The sequence below is a fragment of the Shinella zoogloeoides genome (assembly GCF_020883495.1).
In the GTDB taxonomy this organism is placed as follows: Bacteria; Pseudomonadota; Alphaproteobacteria; order Rhizobiales; family Rhizobiaceae; genus Shinella; species Shinella zoogloeoides.
The window spans coordinates 111,036-132,291 of sequence record NZ_CP086612.1 but is presented as its reverse complement, the minus strand read 5'-3'; the positions used below and the strand labels follow the sequence as shown (position 1 = coordinate 132,291).

Here is a 21,256-nt window from a genome sequence, read left to right as displayed (position 1 = left end):
CCCCTGTCGAACCCGCCTTTCCCCGGCCGCCATGTCAGCGGGCTTGTCACCCCCCAGGGAACGGCATAAAGAGGAAAGGCATAAACATGATTAACTTTCTCATGTATTAGGTCGCCCAATCCCTGCTGTCGACAGGAAAGGGTTTGTCGCAAATGGCAAAATCTTTTGTGCAAACGGCAGGACGCGGGCGGCGAGGCTGACAGATGCACTACACATCGCAGGACCTTTTCGTCGGCGCGCTGGAGAACGCGCCCAATTGCACGCTGAACGACCGCGACCAGAGCGTCTGGTCGAAATTCATGCTGATGGTGCTGTTCCAGGGGTCGCAGCATTTCGTCATCGACGGCGTGCGCTTCCGCATCGATGCGGGCAGCGCCAAGGCGCCCTCCCCGGTCGTCTTCATGCTGAACGTCGCCCAGCCCGGCCGGCTGCGCTTCATCCACGACAGCACCGCGCCGCTTCACAAGGTCATGATCTCCGCGCCCCTGCCCTGGCTGAACCGCCTGATGGAGACGCAGGAGGGCATGCCGGCGCTGCGCGACTTCTTCACCCGGCACCTGTCGCATTTCTCCTTCGAGCCGGGCCAGCACATCCTCCAGCTCGCCGAGAAGATCATGCATCCGCCGTCGCTGCTGACCGGCGAACTGAAATCGATCTACCTCAAGGCGCAGGCGCTCGACATCATGTGGCAATCCTGCCTCGCCCTGGTGACGGACAAGGCCGGCGGATGGCAGGCGCCGACGCTGATGAGCCTCAAGCAGTGCGAGCGCGTGCGCGACTACATCGTCGCCAATCTCGACAAGGACCTGACCATCGACCGCATCGCGCGGGAGGCCGGCGCCAGCCCCTCGACGATCCAGCGGCATTTCAAGGAGCATTTCGGCGTGCCCGTCTTCGTCTTCATCCGGCAGGAGCGCCTGCAGGCTGCGCGCGCGGCGCTCGCGACGGAGGGCATCCCCGTCTCCCAGGCGGCCCATCTTGCCGGCTACACGAACATTTCCAGCTTCACGACGGCCTTCCGCAAATCCTTCGGCGTCACGCCGAAGCAGGCCCGGGCCTGAACGGGCGGGCACGGCCCGATGTCGCGATCCGTCCACGGGAAGACGGGCGCGCCGCTTGACCCCGCCTCCCACCCGCCGGTAAACCGTGCCCACGGAACAGGTTCCGCCAGCCGGCGGATGAAAAGGGAACACGGTGAGGATACCCGTCAGGGACCGAGGCCGGGACTGCCCCCGCAACTGTAACCGCCGAGCCTGCCCCACGATGCCACTGCGCGAAAGCGCGGGAAGGCGGGGAGAGCGACGACGCGGAAGTCAGGAGACCTGCCTGCGCCGGTCACCCTGCCGGGATACGGGACGTATCCGGGCGCGGCCCTTCGTCGCGGTGACATGTCGAGGATGTTGCCGCGCCGTTGAACGGCCGGGGGGAAATATGAGAAACCGCCTTGCAGGAACCGGCCTGCTCGCCATCGCCTTCTGCCAGCCCGTCCTTGCCGAGGACCAGGCCCCGACCGAACTGGAACAGGTCGTCGTCACCGACGGCCTGACCTCCGTGGAGCTTGAGAAATCCGGGCGCGCCGTCACGGTCGTCACCGGCGAGCAGATGGAGAAGAACAGGGTCCGCTACGTTTCGGATGCGCTGCGGCTGGTGCCCGGCCTTGCCGTGTCGCGCGCCGGCTCCGTCGGCGGCCTGACGCAGGTGCGCATGCGCGGCGCGGAGAGCGATCAGGTGCTCGTCGTGATCGACGGCGTGGAGGCGAGCAACCACACCCGCGGCGAATTCGATTTCGGCGGCCTCGTCGCCGAGGACATCGAGCGCATCGAGATCCTGCGCGGGCCGCAGAGCACCTTCTGGGGCGCCAACGCCATGGCCGGCGTCATCAGCATCACCACCCGCAAGGGCGAGCGCGGCTCGAGGAAATCGACCGCGCAGACCGAGGTCGGCAGCGACGGCACGCTGATGGGCGCGCTCGCGACGCGCGGCGGCGGCGAGAATTTCGACTATGCGCTGTCCGGCTCCATGCGGCGCAGCCGCGGCTTCGACATTTCCGATCTCGGCGCGGAGGACGACGGCGCGCGCAACAGCACGTTCAACGGCCGGTTCTCGGCGGACATCTCTCCCGAGACGACCGTCGACGGCACGCTGCGTCTCGTCGACCGGCGCACCGATCTCGACGAGCAGGACTTCATGACCGCCGAGACCTACGACGTCAACGACTATCAGGACGACCGCGAGCTATACGGCTCCATCGGCATTGCCAACACCGCGCTCGACGGCGCGCTGACGCAGAAGGCCCGGCTTGCGGCCAGCGACATGCGCAGCTTCAACCACTCCGCCCTGTTCGGCGACAGTTCGAGCGAGGGCAACCGCTACAACGCCGCCTATCAGGCCTCCTATCGCTACGAGGACCTGGAAAATCAGGTGCATCAACTGACCGCCGGCTACGAATGGCAGCGCGAGACTTACGCGCCGTCGCAGTATACGACGACCTTCAGCCGCAACACCCACGCGGCGATCGGCGAATATCGCGGCGAGTTCTTCGACCAGCTCTTCATCAACGGCGGCCTGCGGCAGGACTGGAACGACACCTTCGCCGATGCCACGACCTGGACCGCCAGCGCTGCATGGCAGGTGCCCGAGATGGAGACGCGCCTGCACGCTTCCGTCGGCACCGGCGTCACCAACCCCACCTTCACCGAGCAATACGGCTTCTTCCCCGGCAGCTTCGTCGGCAATCCGAACCTCAAGCCCGAGGAGAGCTTCGGCTGGGATATCGGCGTGGAGAAGCGCTTCTTCGACGGCGGGCTGGTGATCGACGTCACCTATTTCAACCAGAACCTGGAGAACGAGATCTCCTCCACGCAGATCTCGCCCGGCCTCTACCGGCCGATCAACATGGGCGGCGAAAGCCTGCGGCAGGGCGTCGAGGTTTCCGCCACCGTCGACTTCTTCAACGGCCTGACGGCCACGGCCTCCTATACCTACACCGATGCGAGCGAGCAGGAAGTCGCCGGCGGCGCGCGCCTTGCCGAAACCCGCCGGCCCCGCCATTCCGGCTCGCTGAACGCGGCCTATGCCTTCTACGACGACCGGGCGCGGGTCTTTGTCGAGGCGCTGTTCAACGGGGCGGCGGAGGACCGCGTCTTCGCCAGCACCCTGCCGCCGCGCGTGACGCTCGGCGGCTACACGCTGGTCAATGTCGGCGGCAGCTTCAAGGTCAACGAGACCGTCGAGGCCTATGGCCGCATCGACAACCTGTTCGACCGGGACTACCGCGAGGTCTTCGGCTTCAACACGCCGGGCCTGACGGCCTTCGCGGGACTGAAGGCGACATTCTGATGGCCGGGCCGGTGCGCTGGCCGATCTGGTGGCGCGCGGCGCTCTTCGCCTGCCTTCTCTGGCCGGCCGCGGCCGCCCGCGCCGATACGGTCCCCACCCGCGTCGTCTCGCTGAACGTGTGCACCGACCAGCTCGCCATGCTCGTGGCAAGGCCCGGCCAGCTTCATTCGGTCTCCTATCTCGCGCGCGACGCGGGCATGTCGGCGATGGCGGAACAGGCCGCCGCCTATGAGATCAACCACGGGCTGGCGGAAGAAATCTTCCTGATGAAGCCCGACCTCGTGCTGACCGGCGCCTATTCGACACGCACGACCGTCGCGCTCCTGCGCCGGCTCGGCTTCCGGGTGGAGGAATTCCAGCCGGAAACCTCCTTCGACGCCGTGCGGGCGAACCTTGCCCGCATGGGCGACCTGCTCGGCAATCCCGGGCGGGCGCGGGCGCTGATCGCCGGCATGGACGCCGAGATCGCCGCGCTCGAAGCGGCCGGAACGCCGCGCCTGCGCACCGCCCTCTCCTTCGCCAACGGCTACACGGCCGGCGCCGGGACGCTGGCGTCCGAGGTGGTGCGGCAGGCGGGCCTCGAGAACATCGCCGAGACGGCGGGCATGGCGGGGATCGCCCGCCTGCCGCTGGAACTGCTCGTCCTGTCGCATCCCGAGCTGATCGCGGTCGGGCGAGCCGGGGTGGAGGGTCCGGCCCTTGCCGAGGCGAATTTTTCCCATCCCGCCCACCGCGCCCTTGCGGCCGTCGCCGCCGAGGCCCCGCTCGAAAACCGGCTGACCGTCTGCGGCGGGCCGTTCACGCTGCAGGCCGCGCGCGTCCTTCAGGATGCCGCCCACCGGGCGCGGAGCGCAACGCCATGACGCCCCGCGCCGCCTTCCGCCTCACCCTCGCGATCCTTGCGGCGGGCACCCTCGTCCTCTTCCTCCTGTCGCTCACCGTCGGCCCGGCCGACCTTTCCCTTGCCGATAGCCTCAATGCGCTCTTCGGCGGCGGCGACGGTCTCCTCGTTCTCGTCATGCAGGAAATCCGCCTGCCCCGCGCCCTGCTCGGCCTCCTCGTCGGCGGAACGCTCGGCCTTTCCGGCGCGGCGCTGCAAGGCTACCTGCGCAACCCGCTGGCCGAGCCGGGGCTGCTCGGCGTCAGCGCCTCGGCCTCGCTCGGCGCGGTGCTTGCCCTCTATAGCGGGCTTTCGGCGCTCTTCGCGCTCGCTTTGCCGCTGATGGCGCTTTGCGGCGCGATGCTGGCCGTCCTCGCGCTCACGGCGATGGCGGGCACGGACGGGCGGCCGCTGACCGTCATCCTCGCCGGCATCGCCATTTCCAGCCTTGCCGGCGCGATGACCTCGCTGGCGCTCAACCTGTCGCCCAATCCCTTCGCCGCGACGGAGATCATGTTCTGGATGCTCGGCTCGCTCACCGACCGCGCGATGCCGCATGTCTGGCTGATGCTGCCCTTCACGGCCCTCGGCTGGTTCCTGCTGCTGCGCCTCGGCCGGGCGCTCGATGCGCTCGCCCTCGGCCCCGACGCGGCCGCCAGCATGGGTGTCGACCTCAAGCGCGTGCAGCGCCTCGCGGTCTTCGGCACCGCGCTTTCGGTGGGCGCTGCGACGGCCGTCGCGGGCGCCATCGGCTTCGTCGGCCTCGTCGTGCCGCATGCGCTGCGCCCGCTCGTCGGCGCGCAGCCCTCCCGGCTGCTGCCGGCAAGCGCGCTGGGCGGGGCGGCGCTGCTGCTGGCCGCCGACATCCTCGTGCGCGTCGTCGCGCCGGAGCGCGACATCAAGCTCGGCGTGCTGACGGCCATTGTCGGCGCGCCCTTCTTCTTCTGGCTGGTCTGGTCGGAAAGGAGGCGGGAGGCATGAGCGTGCTCACCATCGAGACCCTGTCGGCCACGCTGTCGGGACGGCGCGTCGTGGACGGCGTGTCACTCACGCTCGAAAAGGGCGGCTTCACCGGCCTCATCGGCCCGAATGGCGCGGGCAAATCGACCTTCCTGCGCGCCTGCCTCGGCCTCGTCCCGGCGGGCGGGACGCTGCGCCTCGACGGCGTGGACCTTGCCACGCTGCGCCCCGCCGAGCGCGCCCGCCACATCGCCTATCTGCCGCAGGAGCGCGAGATCGCCTGGGCGATGAGCGTGGAGGCCGTGGTCGCGCTCGGCCGCCTGCCGCACCATGCGCGCTTCGCCGCCGCCTCGGCGCAAGACCGGGCGGCGGTGGATGCGGCCATCGCCCGCATGGACCTTGCCGCCTTCCGCCACCGCGCCGTCACCAGCCTTTCCGGCGGCGAGCGGGCGCGCGTGCTCATTGCCCGGGCACTGGCGCAGGAAACGCCCGTTCTGCTCGCCGACGAGCCGCTGGCCGGCCTCGACCCGCAGCACCAGATCGCGCTGATGCGCCTGTTCCGGGAGCTGGCGGCGGAAGGCCGGATCGTCATCGCCTCGATGCACGACCTGACGCTCGCCGCGCGCTGGTGCGACCGGCTGCTCCTGCTGCGCGATGGCCGCGCCTTCGCCGAAGGCCCGCCTCAGACCGTGCTGACCGCCGCCACGCTCTCGCAGGTCTACGGCGTGGAGACCTTCATCGGCGAGGCCGCCGGCGGCCTGATCGTGCAGCCGCTCGACCTCACGCGCGGCAAAGGCGAGCGCGACTGACGCCGCCTACGCCCCGGCCCGGATCATGGAGAAATAATCGTCGCCGCCGACCTGGCCGCCCTTCAGCGCGATCTGCAGGCCATCGGCAGGGCCGCCATGGGCGATGCAGAGCGGGGAGCCGGGCGTCTGCGGCAGGGGCATCTTCAGCGTGAGGGCGGCAATGCCCATTTCGCCGAGCGCATGGCTGGACGTGTCGCCGCCGGCCACCACGACGCGGGAAAGCCCGGCGCGCGCGACGAGCTGCGACTGGATGCGCCCGAGCGCCCGGCCGAGGCGATGGCGCGCGCCCGTGGAGGAATCGAGTTCGCCGCCCCGGTCGGCCGCGGGCCCGAGCGCCGTGTAGAGCACCACGCTCCGGCCGCCCTCCAGCGCCCTCAGCCCCGCCTCGACGGCGTGCGCGATGGCCGATGCGCCATCTTCGCCGGAAAGCGCGACCGGATCGAGCGTGACACCGGCAAAGCCGTTGGCCAGCGCATGGCGGATCTGCCGCTCAGTGGTGGGCGAGACGCTGCCGGAGACGACCGCGATGCGCTCCACCGGGCCGGCATTTGCGAAGACGGGTTTTTCGCCGATGAGGCCTTCGCGCCGCCATGTGGGGATCAGGGCATATTCGACGCCCGAGGACCCGCAGACGAAGCGGCTTGCCGCGCGCATCCCGTTCCAGAGCAGCGCGCCGGCCGCCGCCTGCGTCGCCGCGTCGAGCACGTCGACAAGGACGATATCGGCCGCCGGGACCTGCGGCTCGCCCAGAACGGCGACATTATCGACAAGGGCCGAGGAAAGCGCGGTTTGCCGCGCAAGATGCAGCAGCAGGTTGGCCTCGTCCATCGGGGTCACCGGATGGCGCGCCATGACCGGGTGGCGGTCGATGCGGTAATTGCGGCCCTGATAGGCGGCGAAGAGGTCGCCGAAGGCGGTGTAGCGGCGGATCTGCGGCGCGCCGACCACGAGCGGCACGGGCGCGTTACCGAAGACCGCGCGGCCGATCTCGATCGCGCGGCCGATGCTGCCGACATGGGGCGCGGAATCGAAGGTCGAGCAGACCTTGTAGTGGGTCAGCTCGGCATCGAGCGTCTTCAGCCATGCGAAGGCCGCGCGCAGATGCACGTCCATCCAGTCCGGCGTCTCGCTGCGGCTGGTGCCCGCAAGGCCGAAGGCGCGCGCGCCCGCAAAGCGCGACAGCAGCGCCGCTTCCGGCACCTTGAGAAAGAGCACGGTCGCAACGCCGTTCGAGGCGAGCGCCTCCATGACGTCCGTCGAGCCGGTGAAATCGTCGCCGTAGTAGCCGATCAGGGGGCGTGTCATGGTCAGGCGGCCTTTCCGTCGGCGAATTTCTCGATGGATCGCGCCAGCTCCGGATGGTCTTCGGCATAGGCCGTAAGCGGCACGCCCGCGACGGCCGCCTCCCAGGCCTGCCGGACCGCCTTGACGCCCGCGCCCGGCCCGTCCGGATGGCTGACGATGCCGCCGCCGCACAGATAGAGCAGGTCGGTCGAGCCGCCGGTCGCCGCGATCGTATCCGGCGCCTGCCCGCCCCACTGGCCCGAGCCGATGACGGGAAGGGCGACGTCCGCCGGCGAAAACAGCGGCGCGGTCACCGCCCGGTAGGAGCGCACGAAGCTTTCGTCGGGCTCCCAGTATTTCACGCGGATGCCGTTGATCTGGAACTGGTCGACGCCGAGAAGACGCCAGAACTGCTGCCAGACGGAGAACTCGAAGCCAATGCCGGCATGGCGGGTCAGCACGTCCCAGCCGTTGCGATGGGCATGCAGCACGAGGCCGGAACGCTTGCGCAGGAAGGCAAGGCCGCCGAAGCCGACGGAATTGATGTTGACCACCGCGCAATTGCCGCCGGCCGCCAGCACCATGTCGTGGTTGCGCATCATCTCGTCCGGGTCGGCATGGCTGATGCCGAAGGCATACATGACCTTCCTGCCGGTCTTCTGCTCATGGTCGAGGATGCGCGGCATGATCGCCGCGACACGCTCCTTCAGCGGCGAATAGGCGGGGCTCATCAGCTTCTCGTCGTCCTTGACGAAATCGACGCCGGCCTCGATCAGCTCGCCGACCATCGCCGCGGTCTCGTGCGGGCGAAGCCCCAGCGCCGGCTTGACGATGGTGCCGATGATCGGGCGGTCCTTCACGCCCGTCAGGGCGAAGCTGCCGGAAACGCCGAACTGCGGGCCGGGATGGGCGGCGGCGAATTCCGCCGGCAGCTTCATGTCGACGATGCGGATGCCGGTCATGCCCTTGATGGAGAAGACGCCGCCGATGGCGATGGTCATCAGCGCGGAAAGGTCCGTGCCGACCGCGTCCATCGGGAAATCGATATCGACATCGGCGCGGTTGAACAGGCTCGCCCCGCCCGCCTCGTCGGGAAAGGAGGCGCGGTCGGACGGCGGCAGCGGCCGGATCGCCACGACCCGCGCGGCCACGCGCGCCTTCAGTTCCTCCGTCTCCCCGGGCAGCGCCACGAAGGTGCCGGTCGACTGGTCGCTGGCGATCTTGCGCGCCATGGCCTCGACCGGGCCTGCTGTCTCTATGCGATAGGTCAGCCGGATCATGTTTTCTCCTGCCCGGACGGGGCGCGGCGCTTGTGAACAACCGCTAACTGGTATAATGAGTATTTATGTTATTGCAAGCCGTCCCGGCGGAAAGCTGTTGCGGCGATGGAACTTGGTGCATATTCAAACCTGTCGAAATCAGGTGACTCATGAACGTCGTTTCCGAACCGATCATCCGCAGGAAGCTCTCCGACGAAGTCTTCGCGCGGCTGAAGCTCATGATCGAGACCGGCGAGCTGAAGGCCGGCGACGACATGCCCTCCGAGCGCGAGCTGATGGAGCGCTACGGCGTCGGCCGCCCGGCGATCCGCGAGGCCATGCAGGCGCTGGCCGGCAAGGGCCTCGTCGAGATTTCGCAGGGCGAGCGCGCCAAGGTGCTGCGCATCACGGCCGAATCCATCTTCCGGCAGGTCGACCTGCCGGCCAAGCTGATGCTCTCGGGCTCCTCGGATACGCTGGAGCACCTGAAGAGCGCCCGCATCTTCTTCGAGCGCGGCATGGTCCGCGAGGCCGCCGCCCGCGCGACGCCGGAGCAGATCGCCGAGCTGCGCGCCCTTCTCGACAAGCAGAAGCAGGGCCTCGGCGATGCGGACGCCTTCATCGAGGCCGACATGGAATTCCACCAGTGCATCGCCCGCATTTCCGGCAATCCGATCTTCGCGGCCGTCAGCGGCGCGATGCTGGGATGGCTGAAATCCTACCATACCGAAATGCTCATCTGGACGGGCCGCGAGAATTTCACGCTCGCCGAGCACGAGGAGATCATCCGCGCCATCGAGAAGGGTGACGCCGATATCGCGGAACGGGCCATGATCAAGCATCTGGAACGCTCCCGCGCGCTCTATGCCCTCAAGGGCAACACCTGAAGGGCGACCTCCGCGCAGCCATAGGGCGGCAGCACGAGCCTTGCGCCATCCGGCGACACCGCCCCGTTGTCGATGCCGATCAGCGACACCGCGCGCGGTGCGGCCGGTAGCACGACCGCCTGCGCCTCGGGCGTGATATTGGCCAGCAGCAGCCGGTCCTTCGCCGCAAGCCCGACAATTGCATCCGGCCGCGAGGTCTCCACGCCGACCGCCGCCTCGCCCGACAGCGCGGAAAGACGGGCCAGCACATGCGCGAGCGGCCGCAACGTCCCCGCGGCCATCGGCTCCCCCTCCCCGGCGACCAGCCCGAAGGGGCCGGCAAGGGTCGACAGCGTCAGGACCTCCAGCCCGGCCCCGGCGATCGTCGCCGCATAGGCCAGCGTCCAGGCGGCGGCGAACTGGCCGTTATGGCGCGGATCGACATTGGCCATGGGAATGCGCCCGCCGGCCGGATTGTCCTTCGTCGCGCTGCCATAGGGGTTCTGCCGCATGGCGATGGTGGACGGGCCGATGCGGTAGGGCTTCTCGCCATAGAGGGCGCGGGCCGAGCGGACGACGGAGCGCAGCGCCTCGAAGGTCTGCATCACCGAGAGATCGTCGGCCGCATGCACGATGGGATTGGTGCAATGGCCGATATAGTCCAGCGGCCCGGCCGGCACGCGCTTGCGGTTCAGCTCCGTGAAATAGCTCATCATGCCGCCGCCGAGCCGTATGCCGGGAAAGGCCGCGCGGGCGGCGGCGTAAACATCCTCCAGCGGCGGGCAGTCCGGCCAGCGGCTGCCGGGCGGCGTCGACTGGCGGTCCACCGAGGGGCAGACGAAGAGCGTATCGAGCGGCAGGCCCGCCTCGGCGACGCCTGCGGCGGCATCGGCCATTTCCACGTCCAGCGGGCGCTTGCACGGCACGGCGAATTCCAGCGTCACTTTCAGCCCGCAGGCGCGCGCGATGCGCGCATAACCCTCCAGCGCCGTAACGCCGTGGCCGGCATCGGGATCGAAATGCGCGATCAGGTGGCGCGCGCCCGTGGCGCTCAGCGCATCGAGCGCGGCCAGTTCCTCTTCCCGGCATTCCGGGCGCAGCCCGACGCCGATCTCCGGGAATGCACGCGCCGTCGGCGCAAGACTTAGCGTGACGGCATCCGCCGCGCCGGCAGCCGGCGCGGCCCCGTCTTCCGCCCGGATCTCGACGGCGACCTGCTGGCGGAAGGGCGCGCCCTTCGGCACGAGATAGGGCCAGGGCAGCGCGAGCGGGCGCACATAGGTCTTGTAGGAGCCATCCGTCCAGTTGCGCTGGTCCTCCATCTCGAAGACGTCGCCGGTCAATTCCGTCGCCGCGACGATGCCCGCCGCAACGCGATGGGTGATTGCCGCAATATCCTTGAAAGGCTGCCACGGCTCGATCCGGTCCGGCCAGCGCGCCTCCTCGACGCTGCCGTCGCCATGGCGGACCTCTACCGGCTCCCCCGCCACACCGACGACCGGATGCAGCACGACGAAGCCCGCGCGGGCCGTTTCGAAATCGGCGTCGCTGACGCAGTCGGCGGTAAAGGTCACCGCGCGGCCGGTGCCCGCAATGGCGATGGCGCAGTCGAGATTGGCCCCCGAGGGCGCGGTGAAGCGGGCCTTGTAGGTGACGGAGAAGCCTTCTCCCTCCGCCTTCGCGGCAAGGTCGGCGACAACGGCCCCGCAGGTACCCCAATCCCTGTCGCGCACGAGGAAGGCGACGGCGCGCAGCACCTCATGGCCGCGAAACCGCAGGCCGCGCAGGTTGCCGTCCTGGAGCGTCACGCTCAGGTCGCCGGCGGAAAGAAGACGGCTTTCCGGCTCGCGCTCGACCGTGCCGCAGAGCCTGAACGGGTCCCCGCTCATGCCAGAAGGTCCGCGATGGCGACGGTCTCGCCCCGCTCCGCGCTGAGATAGGCGGCCTCGACGAGCGCGAAGGTCTTGAGATTGTCCCGGCCGGACGTGTCCGGCTCGCGCCCTTCGGCCAGCCGCTCGGCCCAGTGCTTCTGGATGAGCGCGACGCTTTCCTGGATATTGTGCCAGGGCCGCGAGGCCCAGGGCAGGAGGGCCGGCGCGACGACGCTGCGCGCCGTGCCGGCCGCGCCGTGGACGGTGAGCGTATAATCCTTGCCGAGCCGCAGCGTGCCCGCGCTGCCGTCGATCTCCACGAAGGTCTCCGGGAAAGGCTCCTCCGGCAGCCGCGTCGCATAGCTGACATCGACGATGGAGGTAACGCCGTTGTCGTGATCGAGCAGCATGGTCGCCACGTCCTCGCCGGCAATATCCGGGTTGATGCGGCGCGTGCGGGCGGTCATGCGGCCGGCGTCGCCGAAGAGGAAGCGGGCGATATCGAGCGAGTGGATGCCCAGATCCTCGATGATGAAACGCTTGCCCTTGGCAAGATAGGGCTGGCCGGAGAAGACGTCGAAGCCGGAACGGAAGGAGACGCGGCCCCAGAAGGGATCGCCGATCGCGCCGCTGTCCAGCACCGCCTTCACCGCCAGGATCGGCGTCTGCCAGCGGAAGTTCTCGTGGATCATCAGCGGAATGCCGGCCGCCTCGGCGGCAGCGACCATGGCCTTGGCGTCCGCCAGCGTCGGCGCGAACGGCTTCTGGCAGATTGCCGGAACCGCATGGCGCGCGGCAAGCTCGACCAGCGCCCGGTGGCTTCCCACCGTCGTCGCGATATCGACGAAGTCGAAGCCGCCCTCGGCGAACATGTCCTCGGCCGACTGGTGGCGGCGGGCGACGGCGAACTGGTCGCCGACGATGCGCAGGCGCTCGGGATCGCGGTCGCAGATCGCCACGATCTTCACATCGGCAAGGTCCCGCCAGCCGTGCATCTGGTTGACGGCGAAGAAACCGCAGCCGATCAGCGCGCCCTTCATCTTGCCCATGCTCAGCCCGCCTTTGCCATCTGCATCAGGGTGACGCGCTGCTGGAGGCGGCGCTGCGCCTGATCGACCACCACGGCCACGATGATCACGAGGCCCTTGATCACCATCTGCCAGAAGGAACTGACCCCCATCATCACCAACCCGTCCGAAAGAATGCCGATCACGAAGGCGCCGATGATCGTGCCGCCGATCGTGCCGCGCCCGCCCGACATGGATGTACCACCCAGAACCGCCGCCGCAATGGCGTTCAGCTCCAGATTCGTGCCCGTCGCCGGATGCGAAGCCATGAGTTCGGAGGAGATGATGAGGCCGACGATGGCGGCGCAGAAGCCGGAGAACATGTAGACGAACATCTTCACCCGATTGACCCGGATGCCCGACATGCGCGAGGCGCGCTCGTTGCCGCCGACGGCGAAGATGTGCCGGCCGAGCGGCACGAAGCGGGCGAAATAGGCCGCCCCCAGCGCCACGACGATCAGGATCCAGACCGAGACCGGCAGGCCGAAGATCGAGCCGGAGCCGAGATAGGCGAAGCCCTGGTTGCCGAGGTCCTCGCGGCCGGTGAGGTTGGGCAGCGTCTGGCCGTCGGAATAGAGCAGCGCCATGCCGCGCGCCACATAGAGCGTGCCGAGCGTCGCGATGAAGGGCGCGACATTGAGGCGGGTGATCAGCAGGCCGTTGATGGCGCCGATCGCGATGCCGACGATGGCGACGATGATCGCCACCTCGATCACGTTGAAATAGACCGTGTAGCCGAGCGGCAGCGCCACGCCGTACATGATGAGGCCGCCGGCGATCATGCCGCACAGGCCGACGATGGAGCCGACCGACAGGTCGATGCCGCCGGTGATGATGACGAAGGTCATGCCGATGGCGAGGAAGGCGTTCTGCGTCGCATGTTTCGACATCAGGATCATGTTCGCGGTCGACAGGAAGTTCGGCGCGAAGATCGAGAAGAAGAGGATGACGGCGAAGAGCGCGATGAAGGTGCGAAGCTTCATCAGCGTGAGCAGGGCCGCGCCCGTGGAGAGAGGAGTGCCGGTGGCGGCAGTTGGCGTTGCTGTCGTCATCACGCTTGCATCCTTCTGGTTTTATGCCCTTCTGCGGAGGCCGAGATCACCATGTCCTCGGTGGCGTCCCTGCGGTCGACCACCATCACCAGCCGCCCGTTGCTCATGACCGCGATGCGGTCGGAGAGCGCCATGACCTCTTCGAGGTCGGAGGTGGAGAAGAGGATCGCCAGCCCCTCGCCGGCCAGCCGCCGCATGGTGCGGAAGACGTCCGCCTTGGCGCCGACGTCGATGCCGCGGCTCGGCTCGTCCATCAGCAGCACCTTCGGCCCGGTCATCAGCGCCTTGCCGATGACGACCTTCTGCTGGTTGCCGCCCGACATGGAGGTCACGTCGAGGTCCGGGTTCTTCGCCTTGATCGAGAGATTGCGGATCGCCTCCGCGATTGCCTGCCGCTCGCGCTTCAGGTCGATATGGAAGCCGGCTTTCAGGAACTGGCCGAGGCTCGCCATGGACAGGTTGTCGGCAATCGACATGGACTGGACGAGGCCTTCGCGCTGCCGGTCCTCCGGGATCAGCGACAGGCCCTCGCGGATGCGCCGGGTCGTGTCGCGCCCCTTCAGTTCCGCGCCCTCGACGAAGATCTTTCCCGTCGAATGCTCGTGCCGTCCCATGATGCACTCGAAAAGCTCGGAGCGTCCCGCGCCCATCAGCCCGTAGATGCCGAGAATCTCGCCCCGGCGCACGCCGATGGAGACATGGTCGACGGCATAGCCGCCCTGAGCGCGCGGCAGGCAGATATCCTGCGTGCGGAAGACCTCCTCGCCCGGCTCGTGCTCGACCTGCTTGGCGAAGTCCTTGGCGTCCGAGCCGATCATCGAGCGCACGATCCAGCGCGTGTCGATATCCTTGACCATGGCGTGGCCGGTGATCTGGCCGTCCTTGAGCACCGTGATGTGGTCGCCGATGCGCATCAGCTCCTCCAGCCGGTGCGAGATGTAGACGATGGCGACGCCGCGCGCCTTGAGGTCGGCGATGACGCGGAAGAGCACGTCGACTTCGGCCGCGCTCAGCGCCGAGGTCGGCTCGTCCATGATGAGGATGCGCGTGTCGAGCGAGACGGCGCGGGCGATCTCCACGAGCTGCTGCTGGCCGATGGGCAGGTCCTCCGCCAGCGTATCGGCGGAGATGCCGGCCTCCAGCCGGTCGAGGAATTCGTTGGCCTTCTCGACCTGCGCCTTGTGGTCGATGCCGCGCAGGCCGCGCGTGATCTCGCGCGTGGCGAAGATGTTCTCGGCGACGGAAAGATTGCCGAAGAGGTTCAGCTCCTGGAAGACGATGCCGATGCCGTGGCGCACCGCGTCGGCGGGGCTGTCGAGGTGGATGCGCTCGCCGTCCATCCAGATCTCGCCCAGCGTCGGCCGCTCGACGCCGGCGATGATACGCATCATGGTGGACTTGCCCGCGCCGTTTTCACCGACCAGCACGTTGACCGCGCCGCGCCGAAGCTTCAGGTCCGCCTTCTTCAGCGCCACGATGCCCGAATAGGCCTTGGTGATGTCCTTCAGTTCAAGGATGACGTCGTCGGTGCCGGTCATGTCAGCCTCCGATGGTGACGGTGGCGGGGGCAAGCTGCGGCAACTGCCCCTTGGCCGGCAGCGGATAGGCGCCAAGCGCCTCGATCGTCCTGCCGGTGAGGTTTTCGCGCGGCAGCTTCTCCAGGACGGTCCGGTTCACGTGGGTGTTGAACGCCTTGCCGAACTGCGCCCATTCGATCTGGTTGCGGAAGGCGTTGAAGTCCACGAAATCCAGGCTGTCGCGCAGCGCCGTGCCGCGGATGGCCGGGCCGATCCACACGCGCGCATCCGCCTTGGCGTCGCCATCCACGTCGACATCGACATAGCCGGCGCGCGACTTGGTCTCTTCCGCGACGATCGTTCCGCCGACCTTGGCGATGAAGGTCCAGGGCGCGTTGCCCTGCCTGGCCTTGTAGCCATGCTTGCGGCCGGCCTCGTCGGGATCGGCGGCCGTCGCCGCCAGAACCTCCGTCAGGGGCGCGGCGCGCTTTTCGAGATAGGGCAGGACCTTGCCGTCCCACATTCCGGCGACCAGCGCGTCGGGATCGAAGGCCCCGGCCTGATCCTCCTTCTCCTTGTCGGCGGTCTTCACGAACTTGCAGCCCGCAAGCGCGAGGGCGCAGGTGAATACGATGGCGGCGGCGGCCTTGAAGCGCATGGATGGGGTACTCCGGCAAATGGCGGGGCGCGGGATGACGATCATCCCGCGCCCGCTTCCTCGAAGATCAGTCCTGGAGCGCGAAGGTCTCGAGCTTGCCGGCATTGTCGGCATTGATCAGCACGCAGTCCATGAGCTGCTTTTCCTCGGCCGGCTTCTTGCCGCCGGTGATGAAGTCATGCGCCTGCTGGACGGCAAGCTGCGCCTGGGCATAGGCCGGCTGGAGCACGGTGGCCTTGATGCCGCCGGACTTGATCGAGTCGCGAACGTCGTTCGAGCCGTCGAAGCCGGTGACGATCACATCCTTCTTGCCGGCGGCCTGCAAAGCGGCGATCGCGCCCATGGCCATGGTGTCGTTGCCGGCGATGACGCCCTGGATATCCGGGTTGGCCTGCAGGATGGTCTCCATCTTGGAATAGGCTTCCGTCTGGCTCCAGTTGGCCGACTGCTGCGCCACCATCTTCATGTCGGGATATTCGTCGATGACGTCGTGGTAGCCCTTCGAGCGGATGCCCGCATTGGTGTCGGATTCCTTGCCGACGAGCTCGACATAATTGCCCTTCTCGCCCATCAGCTTGACGAACTCCTCGGCACCGAGCTGCGCGCCCTGGTAGTTGTTCGAAACGATCTGCGAGACGGCGACGCCGGCGGCGTTGATTTCACGGTCGATCAGGAAGGACGGGATGCCGGCGTCCTTGGCCTTCTGCACGGCGGCGACCGAAGCGTCGGCGCCGGCATTGTCGAGGATGATCGCCTTGGCGCCGCGGCCGATGGCCGTGTCGATGAGCTGCGACTGCTTGTTGGCGTCGTCGTCATGCACCAGAACCAGCGCCTCGTAGCCGAGTTCCTTGGCCTTGGCCTCCGCGCCCACGGCTTCCGCCTTGAAGAACGGATTGTCGTGGCTCGGGGTGATGATGGCGATGAGGTCGGCGGCAAAAGACGGCATGGCGACGCCAGCGGCCATGACGGCGGCGAAGCCGACGGTGATCAGTCTGCGGGTCACGTTCATATTCTTCCTCCCGGTTAGGCAGCGGCTCCCTGCGACCATCCCTCCATTGAAAATGGCCGCGCCGATGCAAGCTTTGTCCGGCGCTCCCGCGCCGTGAAATCAGGTGATGCGCTGGATGCTGGCGGCGATTTCCGCCGGCTCGAACACGCGCTTCCAGTCGTCCTTCATCAGCACGGGCTTGCCGAACTCGATGGCCTTGTTGCAGGCGTCGGAGAAGACGCCGGGCGTCTCCTCGAAGATGACCGCGCCGAGCACGTTCATATGGCCGAGCAGGAAGTCGCGCGCGGCCTCCTTGGCGACGCCGCGGCGAACGCATTCGTCCATCGCCTCGCGCATGACGACGAGCAGCGAGGCGCAGACCGTTTCGGAAAGGCCCGGCTCCAGCAGCGCCATCTGCTCGACCGTGACGCGATGCGAGCGCATGACCGGCGCCCAGATGACCCTGGCGATCTCCTCGCCGAGGCCATAGGCCTCCTCCGGCCCCTGCATCAGCGCGGAAACGATGTGCTGCTTGGCGGCGATGCCGCCGAAGAAGTCGCGCTTGGCGGCCGGGTCCGTCTCGTCGTTGAAGATCGGCGGATGGCAGGGATGCGTGACGAAATAGGTAAGGTCGGCGCGCTGCGGCAGATGGCCGGCGAAAGGCGCGGCGGCATCGAGCGCCACGACCATCGTGCCCGGCTTCAGGCGGTCGGCAATGCCGGCCGCCACCTTGCCGATCGCCGTGTCCGGCACGGCCAGGATGACGACATCGGCGCCGTCGAGGCCCTCCTCGGGGGAGACGCAGGAAAGGCCGAGATCGCCGGAAAGGCGCGCCCTGCCCGCCTCGCTCACCTCGACATGCCGGACATCGAAACGCGAGCCCTTGAGATTCTTGGCCAGCCGATAGCCCATTTTGCCGCCGGCACCGAACAGCGCGATCGATGTCATCGAAGACCTCCCTGAATGCGCGGCCGAGACGATCCCGTCCAGCCGGAAATTTCCTCCGCCGGTCGCCCGGGCTGGATCTATATTTCCCAACTGGTATAACAAGTCAATAACTATCTCTCAGAATATGTTATATCACAGCAATTCGACAGGAGGCGCCAACCGCACCGAAAGCGGCGCGATTGGCTTATCCCATTGGAAAAACGGAATATTGTGCGCGAAACACGCAGAAGCGAGCGAGCCGACGTCACGCGACGCCGGCTCATTGTCACATCGAAACTGTGAGGTTTTGCGTTTGGAAACGCGTCAGAGGCAGGCCGCGACCGTCGCCGCGACGAGCGCCAGCGAGACCGCCCCGGCATCGGGATGACCGATGCTGCGCTCGGCGAGCGGGCGCGCGCGGCCGAGACGCGGGGCGAGCGGCGCGGTCGCCCGGGCGGCTTCCTCGCAGACCGCGCTCGCCTTGCGCCAGGCCTCCTTCAGGGGCAGGCCGTCGGCCCGGGCGGTCTCCAGCGCGGCGACGAAGGGCACGAAGGCGTCGACCAGCGTCTTGTCGCCCGGCTTTGCGCCGCCGAGACGCATGACATCGGCAAGCGCCAGATGCGCGCCGCGCACGATGTCGCCGTCGTCCAGCGCCCTGTCGTCGGACAGCGCGGAGCTCCAGGAGCGCAGCAGCAGGCCCCAGATCGCGCCGGACGTTCCGCCCGCGCGGTCGGCCCAGGCGTCGCCCGCCGCGGCGAGCGCGCTTCTCGCGCCGGCCCCGCCGGCAACGGCCTGGTGGATCGCCTCGCGGGCCGCGCCCGCCCCGCGCCGCATGCCCTGCCCGTGGTCGCCGTCGCCGGCAAAGGCGTCGATGCGGCCAAGCTCGGCCTCCGCCTCGCCGAGCGCCGCGACCATCGCGTCGAGAATGCCGGCAAGGCAGCGGGCGCCCGCCTGCGAGGCCGGCGTGGCGAGGCCGAAGGCCGGCGCTTCGTCCCCGCCCCCCGCGCGAACGGCGGCCGGCTCCGTGCGGATCGTCTCGCCGCGACGGAAGACGGGCGTATCGCAGGGCGCGAGCCAGTAGCGCTCCAGCTCCTCGTCGAGCCACATCACCGTCAGCGAGCATCCCTGCATGTCGAGGCTCGTGACATATTCGCCGACCTCCGGCGCGACGAGATCGACGCCGGATGCCTGGAGCCGTTCCTCGACCGCGCCCCAGAGCACGAACAGCTCCTCGTATTTGGTCGCGCCGAGGCCGTTGAGCAGCACGGCGGCGCGGCGCGCGCCGGCCGGGCGCTCGGCAAGAACCGCATCCGCCAGCAGCTTCGCCAGCTCCCCGGCCGGCACGATGTCCGTGTCGCGGATGCCCGGCTCACCGTGAATGCCGAGGCCGAGCGCCATCGTGCCCTTCGGCACGGTGAAGAGGGGTTCGGCCGCACCCGGCAGCGTGCAACCGCCGAAGGCGACGCCAAAGGAGAAGGTGCGGTCGTTGGCAAGGCGCGTGACGCGCTCGACCTCGTCGATGCCCAGCCCCGCTTCCGCCGCCGCGCCCGCCACCTTGAAGACGACGAAATCGCCCGCGATGCCCCGGCGCTGCAGACGGCTATCGGCCGGCGCGCTCGCCACGTCGTCCGTCACCGTGACGATGCGCACGTCGATGCCCTCCGCCCGCAGGCGCTCCGCCGCGACGCCGAAATTGAGGACGTCGCCGGCATAGTTGCCGAAGCCGAGCACGATGCCGCCGCCCTGCTCGGCATTGCGGCAGACCCGCGCGACGGCGGCGGTAGAGGGTGAGGCGAAGATCTCGCCGGCCACGGCCGCATCCGCCATGCCCGGCCCGACATAGCCGGCGAAGGCCGGATAGTGGCCCGAGCCGCCGCCGACGATCACCGACACCTTGCCCGCCGGCACCGCCGTCGCGCGCACGACGCCGCCCCGAACCAGCCGGACATATCGCCGGTAGACGCTGGCAAAGCCCGCAAGCGCCGACGAGGCGAAGGTTTCCGGGTCATCGACGATCTTGGTCATGGCATTCCTCCTGCGGGCAATCGAGCCGAAAGGATGCAACAGGCGGCGGACCGAGAAAAGGGCAAAGACGCCACGCGGCTCAAAGGTGAACGCGATTGACAGCCGTCAACCGCCCGGCGACCGCCGCGACCTCCTGCGCGCGGCGCGCCTCGTCCCAGCCGAGCGCCTCCGCGGCGACGGCGGCGATCTCCTCCAGCCCTTCCTCCGTCAACTTTCCCTCGATGGCGAGCGTCGTGCGCCGCATGACGATATCGGCCAGATGCACGACCATTTCGCTGCGGGCGATCCAGTCGATCTCCGCCCGGCCATAGTCCTCGACATGGGAAAGCGGCGCGTCGCCCCCGGAGTGGATATGGGCGAGGATGGCGTCGGCGGTCGTGCCGTAGCGCGCAAGCAGCGCCGCGATGCGCGCGGCGGGCAGGCCGCTTTCCGACGCCCGCCGCGAAATCCACGCCCGCCGGGCGGCCTCGTCCGTGGGAAAGCCGCGCCCGCCGCCGATGGGCAGCATCTGCGTGCTGGCCGTCCGGTCGCGGCCGAGGCGCGCAAGGATCGTATCCGCCACCTCCTCGGAAAAGCCGCGGAAGGTGGTCCACTTGCCGCCGACGAGCGAGATGACGGCGAACGGCCGCCCCGCCGCAGGTTCCGCCACGGGCGCCGAGTGATCGCGGCTGATCAGGCCGGGATTGCTGGCGTCGGAAGCCGGCAGCGGGCGGATACCGCTATAGGCATAGACGATCTGCTCGCGCCCGAACGGCAAAGCCGGCAACAGCGAGCGGAGGCTGGCGAGGAAATAGTCGATCTCGTCCTCCTCGCAGCGCACCGTATCGGGATCGTCGGCCTTGGTGTCCGTCGAGCCGACCAGCGCCAGGCCGAGATAGTCGTAGACGAGGCAGATGCGCCCGTCGTCCGCCTCGAAATAGATCATGCGGCCCTTGAGGCTTTTGACGAGGTCCGGATGGCGCAGCAGGATATGCGAGCCCTTCGTGCCGCCGATCAGCTTGCCGGCAACGCCGAGCGCCGCGTTGACATGGTCGATCCAGGGGCCTGCGCCATTGACCACCGTGGCTGCGCGCACCCGCCGCTCGCCGCCATCCGCCGCCCGCAGGCGCAGCACGCCCTCCTCCCGGTCCACGAGGGTCGTGCAGTTCATGGCGCGGGCCTGCGGGCAGGCATCGAGGCCGTCGCGCACGAGTTCCCAGACCAGCCGCTCCGGCCGGCTGATCCGGGCATCGTAGTAGATACCGCCGGCGACGATGCGCGGGGTGATCTCCGGCATCTCCGCCAGCGCCCGGCGGCGAAGCATGAAGCGATGCCGCGGCATCACCCGATGGCGCGCGCCATAGAGATCGTAGAGCGCCAGCCCGATCTTGATGAGCAGCGCGCCGCGGCTGCGCGGGGCGGTCGTGGAGCCGAGCAGCGTGCGGAACGCCGCCCAGGCGCCCTTCGCCAGCGAGAAGGCGGGAATGAAGGTCGCCAGCGGCTCGACGCAATGGGGGGCGTTGCGCAGCAGGAGGTTCCGCTCCAGCGTCGACTGCGCGACGAGGCCGAGCTCGCCGGTCTCCAGATACTTGATGCCGCCATGGATGAGGCGCGAGGGCGCGGCGCTGGTGCCGGAGCCGAAATCGGCCTTGTCGACGATCAGGCACTTCAGGCCCTGGAGGCAGAGGTCGCGAAACAGCCCCGCCCCGTTGATGCCCGCCCCGAGGATGATGACGTCGAAGGTCTCGACGTCGGCGGCTGTCCTTCCCATCATG

The 21,256-nt window shown here is 68.5% G+C and carries 17 protein-coding genes and 1 riboswitch; of the genes, 6 read left to right on the top strand and 11 right to left on the bottom strand.

Features of this window, described 5'->3' with window-relative positions:
* Positions 1-299 precede the first annotated feature (299 nt).
* From K8M09_RS21840 to K8M09_RS21820, 5 genes are all read left to right on the top strand, one after another.
* The gene (locus tag K8M09_RS21840; RefSeq protein WP_229342543.1) at positions 300-1,061 is read left to right on the top strand and encodes a helix-turn-helix transcriptional regulator; all 762 of its coding nucleotides are present in this window, start codon (positions 300-302) and stop codon (positions 1,059-1,061) included.
* Positions 1,062-1,142: 81 nt separating this feature from the next.
* Positions 1,143-1,344: riboswitch (cobalamin riboswitch) on the top strand.
* An 87-nt stretch (positions 1,345-1,431) separates the two neighbouring features.
* Positions 1,432-3,339 (top strand): TonB-dependent receptor plug domain-containing protein, encoded by a 1,908-nt coding sequence (locus K8M09_RS21835; RefSeq protein ID WP_160786505.1) that lies wholly within the window; start codon positions 1,432-1,434, stop codon positions 3,337-3,339.
* Positions 3,339-4,202, top strand: coding sequence for an ABC transporter substrate-binding protein (locus K8M09_RS21830; RefSeq protein WP_160786506.1), 864 nt, complete (start codon positions 3,339-3,341; stop codon positions 4,200-4,202). Before K8M09_RS21835 ends, K8M09_RS21830 begins: the two co-directional genes overlap by 1 nt.
* Complete coding sequence (locus tag K8M09_RS21825) at positions 4,199-5,200, top strand: FecCD family ABC transporter permease (RefSeq protein WP_160786507.1); 1,002 nt, start codon at positions 4,199-4,201, stop codon at positions 5,198-5,200. The genes K8M09_RS21830 and K8M09_RS21825 overlap by 4 nt, the downstream gene beginning before the upstream one ends.
* Positions 5,197-5,988 carry an ABC transporter ATP-binding protein gene (locus tag K8M09_RS21820; RefSeq protein ID WP_160786508.1) on the top strand — a complete coding sequence of 264 codons (792 nt, stop codon included), beginning with the start codon at positions 5,197-5,199 and terminating at the stop codon, positions 5,986-5,988. The genes K8M09_RS21825 and K8M09_RS21820 overlap by 4 nt, the downstream gene beginning before the upstream one ends.
* Before the next feature lie 6 nt (positions 5,989-5,994).
* Here the strand turns inward: K8M09_RS21820 and K8M09_RS21815 are convergent, their stop codons facing one another.
* Both K8M09_RS21815 and oiaX read right to left on the bottom strand, forming a co-directional pair.
* Positions 5,995-7,293: a four-carbon acid sugar kinase family protein gene (locus K8M09_RS21815; protein WP_160786509.1), complete on the bottom strand. Its 1,299-nt coding sequence runs from the start codon at positions 7,291-7,293 to the stop codon at positions 5,995-5,997.
* A 2-nt stretch (positions 7,294-7,295) separates the two neighbouring features.
* A complete protein-coding gene (oiaX, locus tag K8M09_RS21810; protein ID WP_160786510.1) occupies positions 7,296-8,552 on the bottom strand; it encodes a 3-oxo-isoapionate-4-phosphate decarboxylase OiaX in 1,257 nt (418 codons plus the stop codon).
* A 149-nt stretch (positions 8,553-8,701) separates the two neighbouring features.
* On the opposite strand from oiaX, the gene K8M09_RS21805 reads away from it, so the two are divergent.
* Positions 8,702-9,418: a transcriptional regulator NanR gene (locus K8M09_RS21805; protein WP_160786511.1), complete on the top strand. Its 717-nt coding sequence runs from the start codon at positions 8,702-8,704 to the stop codon at positions 9,416-9,418.
* On the opposite strand, the gene apnL is transcribed toward K8M09_RS21805, so the two are convergent.
* From apnL to K8M09_RS21760, 9 genes are all read right to left on the bottom strand, one after another.
* Positions 9,394-11,286 (bottom strand): D-apionate lactonase, encoded by a 1,893-nt coding sequence (apnL, locus tag K8M09_RS21800; RefSeq protein ID WP_160786512.1) that lies wholly within the window; start codon positions 11,284-11,286, stop codon positions 9,394-9,396. The two genes, K8M09_RS21805 and apnL, sit on opposite strands and share 25 nt — an antisense overlap.
* Positions 11,283-12,317, bottom strand: coding sequence for a Gfo/Idh/MocA family protein (locus K8M09_RS21795; protein WP_160786513.1), 1,035 nt, complete (start codon positions 12,315-12,317; stop codon positions 11,283-11,285). The genes apnL and K8M09_RS21795 overlap by 4 nt, the downstream gene beginning before the upstream one ends.
* 2 nt (positions 12,318-12,319) lie before the next feature.
* On the bottom strand, positions 12,320-13,387 hold the full coding sequence (locus K8M09_RS21790; protein WP_160786514.1) for an ABC transporter permease: 1,068 nt from the start codon (positions 13,385-13,387) through the stop codon (positions 12,320-12,322).
* The gene (locus tag K8M09_RS21785) at positions 13,387-14,925 is read right to left on the bottom strand and encodes a sugar ABC transporter ATP-binding protein (RefSeq protein ID WP_160786515.1); all 1,539 of its coding nucleotides are present in this window, start codon (positions 14,923-14,925) and stop codon (positions 13,387-13,389) included. Before K8M09_RS21785 ends, K8M09_RS21790 begins: the two co-directional genes overlap by 1 nt.
* A 1-nt stretch (position 14,926) precedes the next feature.
* A complete protein-coding gene (locus K8M09_RS21780) occupies positions 14,927-15,562 on the bottom strand; it encodes a DUF2291 family protein (protein WP_160786516.1) in 636 nt (211 codons plus the stop codon).
* Between the two features lie 67 nt (positions 15,563-15,629).
* On the bottom strand, positions 15,630-16,571 hold the full coding sequence (locus tag K8M09_RS21775) for a D-ribose ABC transporter substrate-binding protein (RefSeq protein WP_160786517.1): 942 nt from the start codon (positions 16,569-16,571) through the stop codon (positions 15,630-15,632).
* Between the two features lie 99 nt (positions 16,572-16,670).
* Positions 16,671-17,498, bottom strand: a complete 828-nt coding sequence (locus tag K8M09_RS21770; protein WP_160786518.1) for a phosphogluconate dehydrogenase C-terminal domain-containing protein — start codon at positions 17,496-17,498, stop codon at positions 16,671-16,673.
* Between the two features lie 303 nt (positions 17,499-17,801).
* Positions 17,802-19,502: a dihydroxyacetone kinase family protein gene (locus K8M09_RS21765; RefSeq protein WP_160786519.1), complete on the bottom strand. Its 1,701-nt coding sequence runs from the start codon at positions 19,500-19,502 to the stop codon at positions 17,802-17,804.
* A gap of 79 nt (positions 19,503-19,581) precedes the next feature.
* Positions 19,582-21,252 (bottom strand): glycerol-3-phosphate dehydrogenase/oxidase, encoded by a 1,671-nt coding sequence (locus tag K8M09_RS21760; protein ID WP_380735172.1) that lies wholly within the window; start codon positions 21,250-21,252, stop codon positions 19,582-19,584.
* Positions 21,253-21,256 lie beyond the last annotated feature (4 nt).

Coding starts and splice junctions, on each gene's coding strand:
- K8M09_RS21815 (WP_160786509.1), bottom strand. CDS start 7,293: ATGACACGCCCCCTGATCGGCTACTACGGCGACGATTTCACCGGCTCG.
- K8M09_RS21760 (WP_380735172.1), bottom strand. CDS start 21,252: ATGGGAAGGACAGCCGCCGACGTCGAGACCTTCGACGTCATCATCCTC.
- K8M09_RS21770 (WP_160786518.1), bottom strand. CDS start 17,498: ATGACATCGATCGCGCTGTTCGGTGCCGGCGGCAAAATGGGCTATCGG.
- K8M09_RS21830 (WP_160786506.1), top strand. CDS start 3,339: ATGGCCGGGCCGGTGCGCTGGCCGATCTGGTGGCGCGCGGCGCTCTTC.
- K8M09_RS21785 (WP_160786515.1), bottom strand. CDS start 14,925: ATGACCGGCACCGACGACGTCATCCTTGAACTGAAGGACATCACCAAG.
- K8M09_RS21840 (WP_229342543.1), top strand. CDS start 300: ATGCTGATGGTGCTGTTCCAGGGGTCGCAGCATTTCGTCATCGACGGC.
- K8M09_RS21775 (WP_160786517.1), bottom strand. CDS start 16,571: ATGAACGTGACCCGCAGACTGATCACCGTCGGCTTCGCCGCCGTCATG.
- K8M09_RS21820 (WP_160786508.1), top strand. CDS start 5,197: ATGAGCGTGCTCACCATCGAGACCCTGTCGGCCACGCTGTCGGGACGG.
- K8M09_RS21825 (WP_160786507.1), top strand. CDS start 4,199: ATGACGCCCCGCGCCGCCTTCCGCCTCACCCTCGCGATCCTTGCGGCG.
- K8M09_RS21780 (WP_160786516.1), bottom strand. CDS start 15,562: ATGCGCTTCAAGGCCGCCGCCGCCATCGTATTCACCTGCGCCCTCGCG.
- K8M09_RS21795 (WP_160786513.1), bottom strand. CDS start 12,317: ATGGGCAAGATGAAGGGCGCGCTGATCGGCTGCGGTTTCTTCGCCGTC.
- oiaX (WP_160786510.1), bottom strand. CDS start 8,552: ATGATCCGGCTGACCTATCGCATAGAGACAGCAGGCCCGGTCGAGGCC.
- K8M09_RS21805 (WP_160786511.1), top strand. CDS start 8,702: ATGAACGTCGTTTCCGAACCGATCATCCGCAGGAAGCTCTCCGACGAA.
- K8M09_RS21835 (WP_160786505.1), top strand. CDS start 1,432: ATGAGAAACCGCCTTGCAGGAACCGGCCTGCTCGCCATCGCCTTCTGC.
- K8M09_RS21765 (WP_160786519.1), bottom strand. CDS start 19,502: ATGACCAAGATCGTCGATGACCCGGAAACCTTCGCCTCGTCGGCGCTT.
- apnL (WP_160786512.1), bottom strand. CDS start 11,286: ATGAGCGGGGACCCGTTCAGGCTCTGCGGCACGGTCGAGCGCGAGCCG.
- K8M09_RS21790 (WP_160786514.1), bottom strand. CDS start 13,387: ATGACGACAGCAACGCCAACTGCCGCCACCGGCACTCCTCTCTCCACG.